This is a genomic window from Haloferax chudinovii (assembly GCF_042663345.1).
Classification (GTDB): domain Archaea; phylum Halobacteriota; class Halobacteria; order Halobacteriales; family Haloferacaceae; genus Haloferax; species Haloferax chudinovii.
In genome coordinates this window covers 81,781-98,270 of sequence record NZ_JBHTAB010000010.1, presented here as the reverse complement: position 1 = coordinate 98,270, position 16,490 = coordinate 81,781, and the positions used below count along the sequence as shown (strand labels likewise).

Annotated in this window: 16 protein-coding genes; 10 read left to right on the top strand and 6 right to left on the bottom strand. The window is 71.5% G+C overall.

Going from position 1 to position 16,490, the window contains the following annotated elements; all coding sequences use genetic code 11:
• The first annotated feature begins 6 nt into the window (after positions 1–6).
• From ACFQI8_RS16060 to ACFQI8_RS16050, 3 genes are all read left to right on the top strand, one after another.
• Positions 7–501, top strand: a complete 495-nt coding sequence (locus ACFQI8_RS16060; RefSeq protein ID WP_390246536.1) for a metallophosphoesterase family protein — start codon at positions 7–9, stop codon at positions 499–501.
• A gap of 120 nt (positions 502–621) precedes the next feature.
• Positions 622–1,377, top strand: coding sequence for a coenzyme F420-0:L-glutamate ligase (locus ACFQI8_RS16055; RefSeq protein ID WP_390246534.1), 756 nt, complete (start codon positions 622–624; stop codon positions 1,375–1,377).
• A gap of 30 nt (positions 1,378–1,407) precedes the next feature.
• Complete coding sequence (locus ACFQI8_RS16050; protein WP_390246532.1) at positions 1,408–2,394, top strand: 5,10-methylenetetrahydromethanopterin reductase; 987 nt, start codon at positions 1,408–1,410, stop codon at positions 2,392–2,394.
• On the opposite strand, the gene ACFQI8_RS16045 is transcribed toward ACFQI8_RS16050, so the two are convergent.
• Entirely contained in the window at positions 2,348–2,584 is a 237-nt protein-coding gene (locus tag ACFQI8_RS16045; RefSeq protein ID WP_390246530.1) for a hypothetical protein, read from the bottom strand. The two genes, ACFQI8_RS16050 and ACFQI8_RS16045, sit on opposite strands and share 47 nt — an antisense overlap.
• A 154-nt stretch (positions 2,585–2,738) precedes the next feature.
• Between ACFQI8_RS16045 and ACFQI8_RS16040 the strand changes: the two genes are divergently transcribed.
• Positions 2,739–2,984 (top strand): DUF7573 domain-containing protein, encoded by a 246-nt coding sequence (locus ACFQI8_RS16040; RefSeq protein WP_390246528.1) that lies wholly within the window; start codon positions 2,739–2,741, stop codon positions 2,982–2,984.
• A 112-nt stretch (positions 2,985–3,096) separates the two neighbouring features.
• Here ACFQI8_RS16040 and mutL read toward each other — a convergent pair whose 3' ends face one another.
• The gene (mutL, locus tag ACFQI8_RS16035; protein ID WP_390246526.1) at positions 3,097–4,800 is read right to left on the bottom strand and encodes a DNA mismatch repair endonuclease MutL; all 1,704 of its coding nucleotides are present in this window, start codon (positions 4,798–4,800) and stop codon (positions 3,097–3,099) included.
• Positions 4,797–7,559 (bottom strand): DNA mismatch repair protein MutS, encoded by a 2,763-nt coding sequence (mutS, locus tag ACFQI8_RS16030; RefSeq protein ID WP_390246524.1) that lies wholly within the window; start codon positions 7,557–7,559, stop codon positions 4,797–4,799. Before mutS ends, mutL begins: the two co-directional genes overlap by 4 nt.
• 205 nt (positions 7,560–7,764) lie before the next feature.
• On the opposite strand from mutS, the gene ACFQI8_RS16025 reads away from it, so the two are divergent.
• The 6 genes from ACFQI8_RS16025 (at position 7,765) to yciH (ending at position 14,924) form a co-directional block, all read left to right on the top strand.
• Positions 7,765–8,721, top strand: coding sequence for an AAA family ATPase (locus tag ACFQI8_RS16025; protein WP_390246522.1), 957 nt, complete (start codon positions 7,765–7,767; stop codon positions 8,719–8,721).
• 5 nt (positions 8,722–8,726) lie between these two features.
• Entirely contained in the window at positions 8,727–9,755 is a 1,029-nt protein-coding gene (locus ACFQI8_RS16020; protein ID WP_390246520.1) for a DUF58 domain-containing protein, read from the top strand.
• Complete coding sequence (locus tag ACFQI8_RS16015; RefSeq protein WP_390246518.1) at positions 9,752–11,995, top strand: transglutaminase TgpA family protein; 2,244 nt, start codon at positions 9,752–9,754, stop codon at positions 11,993–11,995. Before ACFQI8_RS16020 ends, ACFQI8_RS16015 begins: the two co-directional genes overlap by 4 nt.
• 52 nt (positions 11,996–12,047) lie before the next feature.
• Positions 12,048–13,334, top strand: a complete 1,287-nt coding sequence (locus ACFQI8_RS16010; RefSeq protein WP_390246516.1) for a helix-turn-helix transcriptional regulator — start codon at positions 12,048–12,050, stop codon at positions 13,332–13,334.
• A gap of 147 nt (positions 13,335–13,481) precedes the next feature.
• Entirely contained in the window at positions 13,482–14,564 is a 1,083-nt protein-coding gene (locus ACFQI8_RS16005; protein ID WP_390246514.1) for a DUF7096 domain-containing protein, read from the top strand.
• A gap of 66 nt (positions 14,565–14,630) precedes the next feature.
• Positions 14,631–14,924, top strand: coding sequence for a stress response translation initiation inhibitor YciH (gene yciH / locus ACFQI8_RS16000; protein ID WP_390246512.1), 294 nt, complete (start codon positions 14,631–14,633; stop codon positions 14,922–14,924).
• A 124-nt stretch (positions 14,925–15,048) separates the two neighbouring features.
• Here the strand turns inward: yciH and ACFQI8_RS15995 are convergent, their stop codons facing one another.
• From ACFQI8_RS15995 to ACFQI8_RS15985, 3 genes are read right to left on the bottom strand one after another with little or no spacing between them, the layout of a single operon-like run.
• Positions 15,049–15,399, bottom strand: coding sequence for a rhodanese-like domain-containing protein (locus ACFQI8_RS15995; protein ID WP_390246510.1), 351 nt, complete (start codon positions 15,397–15,399; stop codon positions 15,049–15,051).
• A 1-nt stretch (position 15,400) separates the two neighbouring features.
• Positions 15,401–15,964, bottom strand: a complete 564-nt coding sequence (locus ACFQI8_RS15990; RefSeq protein ID WP_390246508.1) for an NUDIX hydrolase — start codon at positions 15,962–15,964, stop codon at positions 15,401–15,403.
• Entirely contained in the window at positions 15,961–16,482 is a 522-nt protein-coding gene (locus ACFQI8_RS15985) for a DUF5809 family protein (RefSeq protein ID WP_390246506.1), read from the bottom strand. The genes ACFQI8_RS15990 and ACFQI8_RS15985 overlap by 4 nt, the downstream gene beginning before the upstream one ends.
• Between the last annotated feature and the right edge of the window lie 8 nt (positions 16,483–16,490).

Below are 16,490 nucleotides of genomic sequence, written 5' to 3'. Positions count from 1 at the left end.
ATCGGTATGCGACTCGCTATCCTGAGCGACACGCACGTTCCGGGGCGGGCCGACGGGATTCCCCCGTGGGTCGAAGCCAGGGTCCGCGAGGCCGACCTCGTGATTCACGCGGGCGACTTCGACTCGCCGGCCACGCTCGACCGCCTCCGCGACCTCTCGGCGCGGTTCGTCGGTGTCCGCGGGAACATCGACCCGCCGTCCATCGACCTCCCGTTCGTCGATATCGCGGAGGTCGACGGGCTCACGTTCGTCGTCACCCACGGCACGGGTACGAGAACGGGCTACGAGTCCCGCGTCGCCGACGCGGTCAGGGACGCCGCGGGCGACGGCGCGGTCGGCGTCGCGGGCCACATCCACGAGGTGGTCGACGAGGTCGTCGACGGCGTCCGCGTCCTCAATCCGGGCACCGCGACGGCGGCGAACCCCGGCGACGACGCGACGATGATGGTCGGCACGGTCGTCGACGGCTCGCTGTCGGTCGAAGTCGTCCGCGGCGACTGAGTTCGGTGCGCTCGCCGTGTCGCGTCCTTCCTCCGAACCGACTCGCCCCGCCCGCCTGCGATACCGGCCCGGTTCGCCAGCATCCCGTCGTTTTTCACCGCCCTCTCCCTCCGACTCGGTATGGAGCTGTTTCCCGTCCCCGACGTGCCCGAGGTCCGCGAGGGCGACGACCTCGCCGCCCTCGTCTCTGAGCGCGTCGACCTCCGGCCCGACGACGTGGTCTGTGTCGCCTCCACGGTCGTCTCGAAGGCCGAAGGGCGGTTCGCCGACCTCGACGACTTCCCGGCCGGCCCGCGGGCTCGCGAACTCGCCGCCCGCCTCGCCGAACTGACCGGCGACGAGAAGGACCCGCGGTTCGCGCAGGCGGTCCTCGAAGAGAGCGTCGACCTCGTCATGTCGGAGCCGTTCCTCCTGACCGAGACGCGGTTCGGCCACGTCGGCGTCAACGCCGGCATCGACCGCTCGAACGTCCCCGACCACGACCTGCTGTTGCTCCCGACGCGCCCGAGCGAGTCGGCAGAGCGCATCCGCACCGGCGTCGAGGCCGACCGGGTCGTCGTCACCGACACCTGCGGCCGCCCGTTCCGACACGGCCAGCGGGGCGTCGCCATCGGCTGGGCGGGGCTGAACGCCTCCCGCGACTGGCGCGGCGAGGCCGACCGCGACGGCCGCGAACTCGGCGTCACCGTCGAGAGCGTCGTGGACGAACTCGCCGCGGCCGCCAACCTCGTGCAGGGCGAGGGCGACGGCGGCACGCCCGTCGTCGTCGTCCGCGGCTTCGAGTGGGGCGACCACGGCGAGAGCGACGCCCACTTCCGCGATATCGACGGCGACTTCGTGCGACAGGCGCTCCGCGAGTGGCGCTACGACCCCTGACGACCCATCTCACAATCTCACGCTCACACCATGCTCGGACTCGAACTCACCCCGGAACACCCCGTCGACGACCTCGTCGAACTGGGCACGCAGGCGGAACGCGAGGGGTACGACTCCCTGTTCGTCTCGTGTCACTACAACAACCGCGACCCCTTCGCGGTCCTCGCGCGACTCGCGGCCGAGACCGACGACATCCGCCTCGGCCCCGGCGTCGCCAACCCCTACGAACTCCACCCCGTGACGCTCGCCGGCAAGGTGGCGACCGTCGCCGAGGCCTCGGGCGGTCGCGGCCTCCTCGGAATCGGCCCGGGCGACCCGTCGACGCTCCGCAACCTCGGCCTCGAAGACGAGCGCGGCCTCCGCTCCGTGCTGGAGGCGTTCAAGGTCGCACAGCGGCTCTGGGACGGCGAACGCGTCAGCCACGACGGCACGTTCGAGGCGACCGACGCCGGCCTCAACTTCGACGTGCCCGGCGAGGTGCCGGTGTACGTCGGCGGCGAGGGCCCGCACATGTGTCGCATGGCCGGCAAGCACGCGGACGGCCTGCTGTTCAACGGCTCGCACCCCGACGACCTCGCGTGGGCCAGAGAACAGGTCGATATCGGCGTCGCGGACCGCCCCGACTCGCGCGGCGAGTTCGCCCTCGCCGCCTACGCCAGCGTCTCCGTCTCGGAAGACGCGGCGGCGGCCCGCGAGGCCGCCCGCCCGCCGGTGGCCTTCATCGCCGCGGGGGCGGCCCCGCCGGTCCTCGACAGACACGGTATCGACGCCGACCGCGCGAGCGACATCGGCGAGAAGATTTCGGCCGGCGCGTTCTCCGAGGCGTTCGGCCTCGTCACGCCGGCGATGATAGACGCCTTCTCGATGGCCGGCACGCCCGACGACGTGGCCGACCGGATGGCCGCGGTGCTCGAACACGCTGACGGCGTCGTGGTCGGGTCGCCGGTGGGCCCCGACCTCGAAGAAGCGATTACTCTCGCCGCGGCGGCTTACCGGTCGACGAGCCGACGCCGATGATGCCGAGTTCAGCGCCGAGCGCGCCGAGGACGACGTAGGCGAACGCGCCGACGGCGAGGAGGAGGAAGACGTTGCCAAAGAGGAGACTCACCGTCGAAAGCGGGTCGCTCAGCGCCACGTCGGCGAAGGTCACCACCAGTTCGAGGACGCTCGTGAGGAGCGCGATGACGAAGTCCGTGAGTGTTGCCATGCGCGACTCTCGGGATTCGGGGGTATTGATTGTGTGGGTTTCGCACGGCGCTCGACCCGACCGCCGAGCCCCTCGCCGCCCCGCGGTTCGCGGCGGCCGTCCGCCGCGCCGCTCGGTCGGCACCGATAAGGACCGCGCCCACGGACGCTGAGTCATGCCGAACCGCTCGCTCGACGACTTCGCCGCCGGCGACGCCGCCGAGTCTCCCGACACCCCGACCAGCGCCGCCGAGTCTCCCGACGCCACCGATTCCGACGACTCGGACGACCGCGATGTGAGCACGCTCGCCACCTACCGATGGACGCCAGAGACCGCGGCGTGCCCGCGGTGCGGCGAGGCGGTCCGAAAGCGGTGGCTCGACGGCGACGAGTACGTCTGTCTCGACTGCAAGGACTGGTAGCGGCCGGCCGAGCCACCTCAGTAACTATTCGGTACCAATTCACGCACGAGCTACCGCGCCACTTCGCACGACTGCGTCGGGGTGGCTCGGCAACGTTGCTCTCGCCGAGCCCCTATCCGAGCCGGCCAGTTCGCCGGCCGAACCCGCGGACGAACGTCTCTTCGTCGATAGAGAGCACCGTGGGTCGACCGTGCGGGCAGGTGTAGGGCGTCTCGCACGCCCCGAGTCGGTCGACCAGTCGCGCGGCCTCGTCGTCCCCGAGGTCGTCGCCGGCTCGTATCGACGGATGACACGCGAGGTCTTTCAGTAGCGCGTCCCGCGGGTCGGCGCGGTCACCCGAAGCGACGTCGGTCACCACGTCCGCGAGCGCGCCCGGGGCGAACGGCCGGCCGAGCGGCGCGGGCACGGCCGCGACGCGGTACGTTCCGGTCCCGCCCCCGGCCCCGTCCGCGTCGCCGAACTCGGCGACGCGGAATCCAAGTTCCTCGACGAGGTCGCGGTTCGCGTCGAGGAGCGCCGCGTCGGTCGGTGACAGCGAGACGGTCGCCGGCGGGTCGACGGCGACCGAGTCGATGCCCGCCGACTCGACCGCCTCGCGGAGTCGCTCGTAGTTGATGCGCTCGTGGGCCGCGTGCTGGTCGACGACGAGGAGTTCGTCGCCGGCCTCGCAAAGCAGGTACAGGCCGCGGAACCGACCGATGACGCGGAGGTCGTCGAACACCGAGGCGGCCTCGACGGGCGCGAGCGAGCTATCGAGGTCCATCGCCACCTCGCCGCTCCGCCGGAGGTCGGCGGTCGACAGCGCGTCGCGGACGCTCGCCTCGACCGCCTCGGCGACCGCGTCGGCGTCTCTGAAGCCCACCTCGTCCTTCGCGGGGTGGACGTTGTGGTCGACCCACGCGGGCGGCAGGCGGAGTCGGACGACGCCGACCGGTTCGCGCCCGTCGGGCAAGAGCGTCCCGTAGCCGTCGGCGACCGCCCGGCGGAGTCGCGGTTCGGCGAGGGCGCGGCCGTTGACCGAGACGTGGACGTGGTCGCGCCGGGAGCGCGTCACCTCGGGGTGGCAGAGCGCGCCGTCGACTTCGACCGTGGCCGTCTCGCCGGCCGCGGAGACCTCCCGCGCCGCGTCGAACGTCGAGGCGTGGCTCGCGGCGTCGCGGCCGTACACCGCCAAGAGCGCGTCCGAGAAGCGGTCGGTGCCGGGAGTCGCGAGCGTTTCGCGGCCGTCGTGTCGCAGGACGAACCGCACGTCCGGCCGCGTGAGCGCGTAGCGCGTGACGACCGCCGAGACGCGGGCGAACTCGGCTTTCGGCGACGCGAGCGACTTCTTCCGCGCCGGGCGGTCGGCAAACAGGTCGGTCACCTCGACGGTCGTCCCGCGCGCCCGACCCGCGGGCGAGACGGTCTTGTCGCGCTCGCCGTCCGTGGTCTGCCCATCACCGTCGACCGCGACCCGGGTCCCCCGCGGGCCGCCGTCGTTCGTCGTCAGTTCGAGGCGGGCGGCGGCCGCGGCGATGCTCGGGAGCGCCTCGCCCCGGAAGCCGAGCGTCTCGACCGTATCGAGGTCGTCGGCCGCCGAGAGCTTGCTCGTCGCGTGTCGCTCGACCGCGAGCGCGGCGTCCGACTCCGCCATCCCGCGGCCGTCGTCGGCGACGCGGATTCGCCCGGTGCCGTCGCCATCGACCTCGATTTCGACGGTCTCAGCATCGGCGTCGAGGGCGTTTTCCACCAGTTCGACCACGACGCTCGCGGGGCGGGCGACGACCTCGCCGGCGGCGATTTTCGAGCGCGTCTCCGGGTCGAGTCGGCGAATCATTCGAGTTTTCCTTTGAGCTCCGATAGGAGGTTCAGCGCCTCCAGCGGCGTGGTGTCCGCGAGGTCGGCCTCGCGGAGCGCCTCGGCGACGGCTTCGAGTTCGGGGGCCAGTTCGGCCGTCGCGGTCGTTGCGGTCGTCGCAGTTGCCGCGCTCCCCTGCTTCTGGTGTTCGCTCTCGCCGTGGCCGTTCTCAAGCCCGTCGACGTAGGCCGCGAGCGTGCCGTCTTCGGCGGTTTCGTCGACCTCGCCGTTCGTGGCGGCGGCGACGCCGTCTGCGTCGGAGTCGTTCGGGGTTCCGGCGTCGGCGTCGTCCACGAGGTCCCGCGCCCGCTCGACCACGCTCGCGGGCACGCCGGCCAACTGCGCCACTTCGACCCCGTAGGACGACGACGAGGGGCCGTCGGCGACGCTGTGGAGAAACGTGACCTCGCCGTCGCGCCGCGCGGCGGTGAAGTGGAGGTTGAACACGCCCTCGCGGTCCTCGGCCGCGTCGGTGAGGTCGTGGTAGTGGGTCGCAAACAGCGTCGTCGCGCCGACCTCGTCGTGGAGGAACTCGGTGGCCGCGCGGGCGATGGCGAGGCCGTCGGCGGTTGAGGTGCCGCGGCCGACCTCGTCGAGGAGGACGAGCGAGTCGCCGGTTGCGTTGTGGAGGATTTCGGTCAGTTCGCTCATCTCGCGCATGAACGTCGACTGGCCGCCCGCGATGTCGTCGGACGCGCCGATGCGGGTGAACACGCGGTCGAGCACCGGCAACTGCGCCGACTTCGCGGGGACGAAGCCCCCGACCTGCGCGAGGACGCAGACGAGCGCCACCTGCCGCATGTACGTCGATTTCCCGGACATGTTGGGGCCGGTGACGAGCGCGACGCTCCCCCGCGGGAGAGCGGCGGGGTTCGGGACGAACTCGTCCTGTGCGCGCTCGACGACGGGGTGCCTGCCGGCGTCGATGCGGATGCCACCGGTCTCGCCGCCCGCGTGGAACTCGGGGCGGGCGTAGTCGTTCGCCATCGCCACGTCCGCGAGGGTTCGGAGCACGTCGAGGTCGGCGAGGGCGTCGGCGACGGCCTGAATCCGGGCCGACTCGGTCGCGACGTCGGCGCGGACCTCGCAGAACAGGTCGTATTCGAGGGCGTCGGCGCGGTCCGAGGCGCGGAGAATCTCGTCCTCGCGCTCCTTCAGTTCGGGCGTGTAGAACCGCTCCGAGTTCTTCAGCGTCTGGCGGCGCTGGTAGTCGTCGGGGACGCGGTCGAGGTTCGGGTTCGTCACCTCGATGTAGTAGCCGTGGACCTGAGTGTAGCCGACCTCCAGCGAGTCGATGCCGGTGCGCTCCTGCTCGCGGGCTTCGAGGTTCGACACCCACTCGCGGCCCGCCTCGGCGGTCCCGCGGATGTCGTCCAACTCGGCGTCGAAACCCTCGGCGATGACGCCCCCCTCGGTAATCTCTTGGGGCGGGTCGGAGACGACGGCGTCGCCGACGAGGTCGCGAACGTCCTCGAGTTCGTCCAGCGAGTCGCGCAGGTCCGAGAGCAGGTCGGAATCGGTTCCGGCGAGCGCCTCGCGGACCTCAGGGACCCGGTCGAGCGTCGTCTTCAGCGAGCGCAGGTCGCGGGCGTCGGCGCGCTCGCGGGAGACGCGGGCGACCAGTCGTTCGAGGTCGTACACCGACGAGAGGTGTTCTCGGAGGTCGGTGCGGGCGAGCGCGTCGTCGCAGAGGGCCGCCACGGCGTCCAATCGGGCCTCGATTTCGTCGCGGTCGACGAGCGGGCGGCGGAGCCACGCCTCCAGTCGGCGGCGGCCGAGCGCGCAGGCCGTCTCGTCGAGGACCGAAAACAGCGTGCTTCCGGCGCGGGCGCTCCGCGACTCGAACAGTTCGAGACTCCGGATGGCCGTCGCGTCGAGCTGGAGGAACTCGCGGGGGTCGAACCGCGTGATGCGGGTGACGTACTCAAGTTTCGCGTCGCCCTGGGCGTACTCGGCGTAGGCGAGCGCCGCGCCGACCGCCCGGAGTTCGGCCTCCGATTCGACCACGGCGTCCGGTCGGGGCGCGTAGGCCGACAGCGTCTCGCGGGCCGAGTCGGCGTCGAACGCCGCCGGTTCGAAGGGCGTCTCCATCGGGTCGAACGAGAGGTCCGGGAGGTCGCAGTCGGGGCCGACGACGAGTTCGGCGGGGGCGAGGCGCTCCAGTTCTTCGAGCGCCAGCGCGCGGTCGGCTCCGGTGACGAGGCACTCGCCGGTCGACACGTCCACGACGGCGAGGCCGTAGCTGTCGCTCTGAGTGTCGCTTCCGTTCTCTCCCTCGCCCCCGCCCCGAGCGACCGCGCCGAGATAGGTCGCTCGCCCGGCGTCGAGCAGTTCCTCGTCGACGACGGTACCGGGCGTGATGAGCTGGGTGACCGCGCGGTCGACGAGGCCGGACGCCTCCTCGGCGTCCTCGACCTGCTCCGCAAGGGCGACCCGGTAGCCGGCGTCGAGCAGGCGGTCGAGGTAGCCCGCGGCGTTGTCGATGGGGATGCCCGCCATCGGCCACGTCCCGGTGGAGTCCTCGCGCTGGGTCAGCGCCACCTCGCAGGTGCGGGCGACGGCCTCCGCCGCGCCGCAGAACGCCTCGTAGAAGTCGCCGACCTGAAACAGCACGACGGCGTCGTCGTGTTCCTCGCAGAGGTCGGCGTACTGCGAGAGCATCGGCGTCAGGTCGTCCCGCACTGCCAGCATCTCCGGCGGCGCGCCGTACACCGCCTCCCGCTGGGCGTCCGCGTTCATACTCACACCCGGGTCGCCGAGCGATAAAAACGCCCGGGAACGGCCCGGTCGCCGCCGTCCGTCCGAACCACCGGCCGCGGCTGAGGAGTGTCGATACCCAGTGAGACCAGTGTGGACACCCAGCAAGGTTAGGTAGACCGAGGCAATACTAACACGCAGAGACCCGTCGGCGGTGCAGACAGTCGGCGGGGCATCCGGGATATCAATGACTGATGCACATGCAGACGCCGACTTCGACCCCGCGCCCTCGGTCGAGGCGGTGTCGGACCTCGCGACACGAATCTCCGAGAACGTCGAACGGGTCATCGTCGGCCACCACGACGCCATCGAAGACATCATCGTGGCGCTGTTCGCCCGCGGGCACCTCTTGTTGGAGGACGTGCCGGGCGTCGGCAAGACGATGCTCGCCCGCGCCATCGCCACCTCGATAGAGGGGTCGTTCGAGCGCATCCAGTTCACGCCCGACCTCCTCCCGTCGGACGTGACGGGGGTGAACGTGTTCAACCAACAGACCAGCGAGTTCGAGTTCCGCGAGGGACCGGTCTTCGGGAACGTCGTCCTCGGGGACGAGATAAACCGCGCGCCGCCGAAGACGCAGGCCGCGCTCCTCGAAGTCATGGAGGAGCTACAGGTCACGGTCGACGGCGTCACCCGCCGCGTCCCCGACCCCTTCACCGTCATCGCGACGCAGAACGACGTGGAACCCGACCGAACGTACGACCTCCCGCTGGCCGAACTCGACCGGTTCATGAAGAAGATTCACCTCGGCTACCCGAACGAGTCCGAGGAGACGGAACTGCTCGGCCGCGTCTCGGGCCACCACCCCATCGAGTCGCTCGAACCGGTTGCGTCGGCCGGCGACGTGCGCGACGCCCGCGAGCGCATCCTCGACGTGACGGTGAGCGAGCCGGTCCGCCGTTACGTCTCTCGGCTCGCCGCCGACACCAGAGCGCGCGCCGACCTCGGCGTGAGCCCCCGTGGCTCCATCGCGCTCGTCCGCGCCGCGCAGGCCCGCGCCGCCCTCGACGCCCGCGACTACGTCGTCCCCGACGACGTCCAGCGCGAGGTGCGGAGCGTCTGGGTCCACCGAGTCCGGACGACCGACGAGCGCTCCGGCCGCGACGTGGTCGAGCGGGCGCTCGACACCGTCCCAGTCGAGTGATACCGATGCGGCTCACGCTCCGCGGCCGGGTCGCCGTCGCGGTCGTGGTCGTCGGCGTCGCCAACGCCGTCGCCTACGGCCCGCGGGCGCTCAACGCCGTCGTCGTCCCGGTCGCCGTCGGCCTCGTCGTCGGCGCGGTGCAGGTCTGGCGCGCCTCGCCGCCCCGCGTCGAACGCGTCGCGCCCGACGACGGTTTCCCCGGCGAGACGCGCACCGTCTCGCTCGATATCGACGCCGACAGGTCGTTTCCGGCGACCACGACCGACGCGCTCTCACCCGGCCTCGACGGCGACGCGGCGGTCGATTCGGTCGTCGGCGACGGCCGCGTCGACTACGAGGTGACCTACCGCGCACGCGGGCCGGCGACGCTCGGCCCGGCGACCGTCGTCGCCCGCGACATTCTCGGCCTGTTCTCGAAGTCGTTCACCGCCGGCGGGACGACCGAGGTGGTCGTCTTCCCGCGGGTCCGGTCGCTCGGCGCGGCCGCCCGCCGCGACCTCTCGGCGCTCGCGGACGCGGGCCGCACCGACGAGCGCGCCGAGTTCGACCGCCTCCGCGAGTACGTCCCCGGCGACCCGCTCCGCGACATCCACTGGAAGTCGACCGCCAAATCCGGCGACCTCGTGGTGAAGGCCTACGACGACCGGGTCACGGCCGACGCGGTGCGCGTCTCGGTCGGCGCGACCGACGGCCACGAGGACGACGCGGCCGAGGCGGCCGCGACGCTCTGCTGTGCGCTCCTCGACGCTGGTGTTCCGGTCCACCTCACCTCGTCCGCGGGGGTCGTCGAGGCGACGCCCGGCGACCGACGGCGCGTCCTCGGCCACCTCTCGCGGCTCCGCTCGGGGTCGGTCCCCGACGAGACTGCCGAAATCGTCGTCAACGGCGACGCCGGGGAGACGCGCGTCGCGCTCGGCGGCCGCGAGACCACGTTCGACCGTCTGCGCGCCGACGGCGACGCGGTGGGTGGCTCGACCCCGAACCCGGCGAGTCCCACCGGGGGCCGCGGTGCCGACTCGGGGGTGTCGGCGTGACGGTCGCCGGCGAGTCGTCGTCTGCTTCAGCCGGCTCGACGAACACCGTCTTCGGCGTCCCCGCGGGCCTCCTCGCGGCGGCGGCCTCGCTGGTCCTCATCGGCGCGTTCCTCGCGGTCGTCTACGACATCACGAACGTCGTGGGCCGTCGCGACCAGTTCGTCCTCCTCGCCGCGGGGACGCTCGGCCTCGCCACCGTCGTGGGGTGGACGCTCCGGCCCAGATACGCGTTCGGCCTCGCGGTCCTCATCGCTGGCGGCGGCTTCGCGGCGTACTTCCTCGCGCTCCCCGAGAGCCAGATCGCGTTGCTCTCGCCGGAGCGCCTGCTGGCCGACACGTTCGCGCTCCTCACCGGGCTCTCGGCGCTCCGGCTCCTGTCGGCCGACGTGTGGGCGCTCGCGGTGACGCCCGGCCCGGTGTTCCTCGCGTGGTACCTCGCGGTCCGCGGGCGAATCGCGCCGGCCGTCGCGGTCGCCGGGAGCGGGCTCGGTCTGTTCGTCCTCACCACCGACGCCACGGGGACGCTCACGCTCCTCGGCGTCGGCGCGGGCATGGCCGCGGTCGGCTTCGACGGCATCGACCGCTTCGGGAGCGCCGGCGGCCAACTCGACGTGCTGACGGTCGTCCTCGCGGCGATGGTCGTGCTGTCGGCCACCGTCACAGTCCTCCCCGGTGCGGGCGGGTCGCCGGTCATCGCCGACGGCGGCGTGGCCGAACAGCCGACCGTCGAGGCCAGCCTCGTGAGCGCGAACGACCGCATCTCCGTCGTCGGGAGCATCAGCCTCTCGCCGCGGGTCCGCTTCGAGGTCCAGAGCACGTCACCGGACTACTGGCAGACGGCGACGTTCGACCGCTACACCGGCGACGGCTGGGTCAGGACCGGCGACACCCGCGACTACGAGGGCGGCCGGTTGGCCGGTCCCGATGGCCCCTCGCGGCTGGTCCGCCAGACCGTCACGCCGGCGACGCCGCTCGATTCGATGCCCGCGGCGTGGCGGCCCGTCGCCGTCTCCGGCGACATCGAAAACGAGACGCTCGTCACCCAGCAGGGGAATCTCCGCCCCGACCGGGCGGTCGAAATCGGCGAGACCTACACCGTCACGAGCGTCGTCCCGCAGTACACCGCGGCGTCGCTCCGGCGGACCGGCACCGACTACCCCGACGAGATTCGCGAGCGGTATCTCGCGCTCCCCGACAGCACGTCCGACCGCGTCCGCGACCGAGCCGCCGAGATAACGGGCGACGCGGAGACGCCCTACGACAAGGCCGTCGCGGTTGAGGAGTGGCTGGAAGCCAACAAGGAGTACTCGCTCCGGGTGTCCCGCCCCGACGGCGACATCGCCGAGTCGTTCCTCTTCGAGATGGACGCCGGCTACTGCACCTACTACGCCTCGACGATGGTGGTGCTCCTCCGCTCGGAGGGCGTCCCGGCGCGGTTCGTCACCGGCTACACGACCGGCGAGCGCGTCGGCGACGACCGCTACGTCGTCCGCGGCCTCGACTCCCACGCGTGGGTCGAGGTCTACTTCGAGGACACCGGCTGGGTGCGCTTCGACCCGACGCCCGCCGCCCCCCGAGAGGACGCGGAGTCGACCACCCTCGCCGACGCCCGCAACGAGGGCCAGACGGGCGTCGACACCAACGAGACGAACGTCGAGTCCCCCGAGACAGAACAGCCCCCGACGACCGCGAACGACACCGAAACGCCGACCGAGAACGAGACGAACGCGACGCCCGTCGACAGCAACGCGCCGGGCCCCAACATCGACGAGCGCCTCGGCGTCACACCGGCGGGCGACGGCGCGGCCGAAGACGACGAGGGCGGCGGCCTCGTCCCCGAGATGCCGTCGCGGGAGACGATTTTCGTCGGTCTCGTCGGCCTCCTCGGCGTCGTGGCCGGCGTCAGGCGAACGCGGCTCCCGGCGCACCTCCGCTTTGCGACCGCGGCGTATCAGCGACGCACCGACTCGCCGGCGGACGACGTGTTCCGGGCGTACGACCGCCTCGAACTCGCCCTCGAACGCGCGTACCGGCCGCGTCGCCCCGGCGAGACGGTCAGAGCCTACCTCGACTCGCTCTCCCGCGTCGGCGTCGACGAGCGAACCCGACAGGTCGGGCGACTCTACGAGCGCGCGAAGTACGGCGACGGCGTCACCCGGGCCGACGCCGACGAGGCCGTGGCCGCGGCGAACGCCGTCGTCCGCGCCCGTCTGCCGCTCGTCAGACGCTGGACGGACTGAGCGGCGCGAAGAACCGCGTCACTTTTTCTGCGTGCGCTCGCACGAACGGGCAATGGCGACACGAGACGCTGTCTTCGCAGTCCTCTGTGCCGCCCTCTGCGTGCTCGCCGTGGTCGCGCCGACCGCGGTCGCACAGGAGGCCCCCGCGAGCGGTCCGGGCGTCGAACCGCTCGTCCAGCAGGGCGTCGAACCGGACAGCACGCGAATCGTCGTCGACGTCTCCGAGAGCGGCGACGCCAGCTGGGAGATTCAGTACTGGACCCGGCTCGACGACGAGAACACCACCGAGGCCTTCCAGTCGCTCCGGGACGACGTGCGGGCCACCCCCGACGACTACACCTCTGCGTTCGCGGAGCGCATCGCCTCGACCGTCGGGGCGGCGGAGAACGCCACCGGCCGGGAGATGGCCGCGACGAACGTCTCGGTCTCGGCGGAGACGCGGTCGCTCCCCGACAGCTTCGGGGTCGTCTCCTACTCCTTCGAGTGGTCCAACTTCGCGGCGGTCGACGGCGACCGCCTCGTCGTCGGCGACGCCATCGAGGGCTTCTTCCTCGACAGTCGCTCCCGGCTCATCCTCTCGTGGCCCGACGACTACGGCGCGACGACCGTCGAGCCCGCGGGTGACGAGACGCGCGAGCACGCGGTCATCTGGCGCGGCTCTCAGACCGAGTTCGTCTCGGGCGAACCGAACGTCGTCCTCGAACGCGGCGCTGGCGGCCCCGGAACGACGGCGATGGCGTCGCCGACTCCGGTCGACTCCGAGACGCCCGCGACGGGCGACGACCCGTTCCCGACGACGACCGCGCTCGCACTCGTCGTCCTCGTCGTCCTCGTCGGCGGTGGCGCGCTCTATCTCCGCTCGCGGGGCGCGCTCGGCGGCGGCGACGGCGGTGCAGACGCGGCCGGTGCGGCCGGCGGGACGGACGCTGGAGCGCCCCCCGAGGCGACCGCCGCGAGCGGGGGCGAAGCCGACTCGGAGTCGGCGGCCGACGCCGCCACCGACGCGGACACGGCGAGCGCCGGAGCCGGAGTCGGTGCGGGCGCGTCCGACGCCGCCCCCGACGCGGGTGACGGCGGCGACGAGCCGACCCCGCCGCCGGAACTCCTCAGCAACGAAGAGCGCGTCCTCCGGCTCATCGAGTCCCGCGGGGGCCGCATCAAGCAACAGGAGGTCGCCGGCGCGCTCGACTGGACCGACGCGAAGACGAGCAAGGTCGTCCGCGGGATGCGCGACGAGGGGACCATCGAGGGTTTCCGCCTCGGCCGCGAGAACGTCCTCCGACTGCCGGAAGACGACGAGGGCGCGGACGCGGACGGCGGCGACGCGGAAGGTGTATAAATTTCTTACGACCGTTTCGGTCAGTCGTCGGTCCCTAATCGATAGACAGCGTCGCCCCGAACGCGGCTCTCAAACTGCCGTTGACTGGGGTTGATTCGGGGGTACGACCGCACGTTTATATCGGAAGGGAGTCCCAAAACGAGCGTGATGAGTCGACGAACCGCCGTGCTCGCCGTCGTCGCCGCCGCGGTGCTGGCGACGGTGGGCGCACCGCTCGCTCTCGCCGCCCCGGCCGGACCGACGGGAACGGCGGCCGTGGCCACCGATGACTCGGTCGCCGCGCCCGTCGCACAGACGACCGTGAACGACAGCGCGACCAACGACACGGCGGCCGACAGCGCCGCGTCGTCTGAGACGCTCCCCGGTCAGCGCCTGTCCGCCGTCATCGGCGTGCAGGGCTCCGAGACCGACGGTGAACTCGAACGCCGCACCTTCGAGGCGCGCTTCGCCAAGGCGAACTCGAACGCCTCGAAGGCCGCGGTCGTTGCCACGCAGGTCGACACGGTTCGCGAGCGCCTCACCGAACTCGAACAGCGCAGGGACCGCCTCGAAGCCCAGCGCGCCAACGGGACGCTCTCTGAGGGACAGTATCGCGCGCGACTGGCCCAGACGGTCGCCGACATCGAGCGCACCCGGAGCATGGTGAATCAGACGGCTGACGCCGCCTCGACGGTCCCCGCAGAGGACCTCTCGGCGCGCGGCGTCGAGACGGCCGAACTCGACAGGCTTCGAACGAACGCGAGCGAACTCACCGGTCCCGAAGTGGCCGCAATCGCCGGCGAACTCGCGGGGAACCCCGGGAGGGGTATCGGCCGCGAGCGCGCCGCAAACGAGTCGAAAACCGATAACGGCGGGCGACCGGACGACGCGGGGCGGGGCGATGGCCCGGGCAACTCGCGTTCCGAGGCGAGCGACCGCGCCGATGACGTTCGCGCCGACGCCGGCAACGCGCCAAACGGCAACGTGACCGACGGAAACGCAACTGACGACGCGACCGACGGAAACGCAACTGACGACGCGACCGACGGAAACGCGACCGACGGAGACGAGACTGACGCGACCGGCGACGCGTCCGAGCGCGCCTCGGACGCCGCCGACCGCGGCAACGCCCCGGAGACGCCGCCCGGCAACGACAAGCGCGCGATGGACGCCGACGGCACCGACACGACCGACGACGTGACGACGGACGACGACTCGGAAACGTCCTCCACGGGTGACTCGGGCGCTTGAGGGCGGGGACGGCGACCCCGCCTCCCGATACTGTTTAATATCCCCATCTTGTAGACCCACACTGTAATGTCGGAAGTCTGCTCGACGTGCGGGCTCCCTGAAGAGCTCTGCGTCTGCGAGGACGTGGCGAAAGAGTCTCAGGAGATAGTCATCCGCATCGACGAGCGCCGCTACGGAAAAGAGGTTACAGTCATCGAGGGATTCGACCCGAAGGACGTCGACATGGACAGCCTGTCGTCGGACCTGAAGTCGAAGTTCGCTTGCGGTGGAACCGTCGAAGACGATTCCATCGAACTCCAAGGGAACCACCGCGGCCGCGTGGAGGACTTCCTCCGCGAAAAGGGGTTCAACATCGCGTGACCGACCTCTGAGTTAGCCCGCCGTCGAGATTTCTCCGAGCGAGTCAGCGCGCGCGAGCCGTTAGTCTGCCAATTGCCCGACCGTTCGCGTCTCCAGTCGCGTCACCGTCCAGCGACGCCGCCGCTCAGCGACGTTCGCCGTCGCGTTCGCCCTCGTCGATGCCTTCTTCGAGCGGGCCGTCCCACGCCGCGAGCCCGCCGGCCATGCTCTCGATGCGGGCGTCTTCGGTCCCCTCGTAGGCAGAAAGCAGGCGGACGGCCTGCACGCTCGCCTCGCCCCGCGGGCAGACGGTGACGATGCGCTCCGCGTCCGCGACGCGGTCGAGGTGCGAGACGAGGTTCGAAAGCGGGACGTTGATGCTCCCCGGCACGTGCCCGAGCGCGAACTCCGCCTCCGTGCTCACGTCCACGACCAGCGGCGGGTCCTCGCCGTCGAGGAGTTCCGCGACCGCCTCGGGAGAGAGTTCGTCGACCATCCTACAGCAGGCCCTCGTCGCGGGCGAGGAGCACGCCCTCGACGGTCGCGTCGTTCGTCGGCGGTTCGGTCGCCCGCTCGATGGCCTCCTCGACGGGGACGGCGCGGACCGAGAGGAACTCGTTGTCGTCGAGGTCGCGCTCGACGGGTGTGAGGCCCTCGGCGAAGACGAAGCCGCGGCGGTGCCGGAGGACGCCCGTCGAACACCACACGTCGCCGATGACCGACGCCGAGTCGGCGGCGAAACCGGTCTCCTCGCGGAGTTCGCGCACCCCGGCGTCGGTGAAGGACTCGCCCCTCTCGACGACGCCCGCGGGGAGTTCGAGTTGGGTCTGGCGGATGTTCGGCCGGTACTGCTCGACGAAGACGACGTGGTCGTCCGCGACCGCGACGACGACGACCGCGGTCGCCAACTCGGCCCAGTAGTAGCGCTTCGTGGTCCCGTTGGGCTGTTCGACGAGGTCGTAGCCTCCGGTGAACCAGCCGGTGTCGTACTCGGTTTCGGACGCCAGCACGCGCCACTCGGGGTCGGGCAGGCGCTCGTGTCGGCGGCCGTCGTCGGTCATCGGTCCGCTCCGGTCGCGTCGCCGTCGGTCTCGGGGGCGTCGGTCGCGGTATCGTCGTCGACTCCGGCCGACTCGTCGTCATCGCCCTCGGATTCCTCACCGAGGAGCGCGTCGCGGTAGACGCGGCCGAAGGCGTTGCGTCGGAGGGTGCTGACGGCGGCGTCCTCCTCGTTTTGGAACGTCGTCGCCAGCACCGTCTCGGCGAAGGGGACCGCGTGCCACGCGACGCGCTCGACGTCGGGGTTGCCGAGTTCGACGACCTCGTAGCCCTCGTGGGCCGCGCGCCAGTCGTCGAACTCGGCGCGGGTGCCGACCGTGACCGAAAGCGACTCGGCGAACAGCGCGTTTCGGACGGTCTCGATTACGTCGCCCGTCACGCGTTCGCTGTACTCCTCGCGGTCGAACTCCATCGCCTTGGCCGTCTCGCGGACGACCACCTGTGCGGTCGGTCCGACGCGGTCGAAGGCGGCCTCGGCCTCGTCGAGCGACGCCGGCGCAATCGTCCCGTGGGTTTCCATCGCCAGTC

Bases quoted from the DNA above. Each gene is read 5' to 3' on its own strand.
- ACFQI8_RS16060 (WP_390246536.1), top strand. From the start codon at position 7: ATGCGACTCGCTATCCTGAGCGACACGCACGTTCCGGGGCGGGCCGAC.
- ACFQI8_RS16055 (WP_390246534.1), top strand. From the start codon at position 622: ATGGAGCTGTTTCCCGTCCCCGACGTGCCCGAGGTCCGCGAGGGCGAC.
- ACFQI8_RS16050 (WP_390246532.1), top strand. From the start codon at position 1,408: ATGCTCGGACTCGAACTCACCCCGGAACACCCCGTCGACGACCTCGTC.
- ACFQI8_RS16045 (WP_390246530.1), bottom strand. From the start codon at position 2,584: ATGGCAACACTCACGGACTTCGTCATCGCGCTCCTCACGAGCGTCCTC.
- ACFQI8_RS16040 (WP_390246528.1), top strand. From the start codon at position 2,739: ATGCCGAACCGCTCGCTCGACGACTTCGCCGCCGGCGACGCCGCCGAG.
- mutL (WP_390246526.1), bottom strand. From the start codon at position 4,800: ATGATTCGCCGACTCGACCCGGAGACGCGCTCGAAAATCGCCGCCGGC.
- mutS (WP_390246524.1), bottom strand. From the start codon at position 7,559: ATGAACGCGGACGCCCAGCGGGAGGCGGTGTACGGCGCGCCGCCGGAG.
- ACFQI8_RS16025 (WP_390246522.1), top strand. From the start codon at position 7,765: ATGACTGATGCACATGCAGACGCCGACTTCGACCCCGCGCCCTCGGTC.
- ACFQI8_RS16020 (WP_390246520.1), top strand. From the start codon at position 8,727: ATGCGGCTCACGCTCCGCGGCCGGGTCGCCGTCGCGGTCGTGGTCGTC.
- ACFQI8_RS16010 (WP_390246516.1), top strand. From the start codon at position 12,048: ATGGCGACACGAGACGCTGTCTTCGCAGTCCTCTGTGCCGCCCTCTGC.
- ACFQI8_RS16005 (WP_390246514.1), top strand. From the start codon at position 13,482: ATGAGTCGACGAACCGCCGTGCTCGCCGTCGTCGCCGCCGCGGTGCTG.
- yciH (WP_390246512.1), top strand. From the start codon at position 14,631: ATGTCGGAAGTCTGCTCGACGTGCGGGCTCCCTGAAGAGCTCTGCGTC.
- ACFQI8_RS15995 (WP_390246510.1), bottom strand. From the start codon at position 15,399: ATGGTCGACGAACTCTCTCCCGAGGCGGTCGCGGAACTCCTCGACGGC.
- ACFQI8_RS15990 (WP_390246508.1), bottom strand. From the start codon at position 15,964: ATGACCGACGACGGCCGCCGACACGAGCGCCTGCCCGACCCCGAGTGG.
- ACFQI8_RS15985 (WP_390246506.1), bottom strand. From the start codon at position 16,482: ATGGAAACCCACGGGACGATTGCGCCGGCGTCGCTCGACGAGGCCGAG.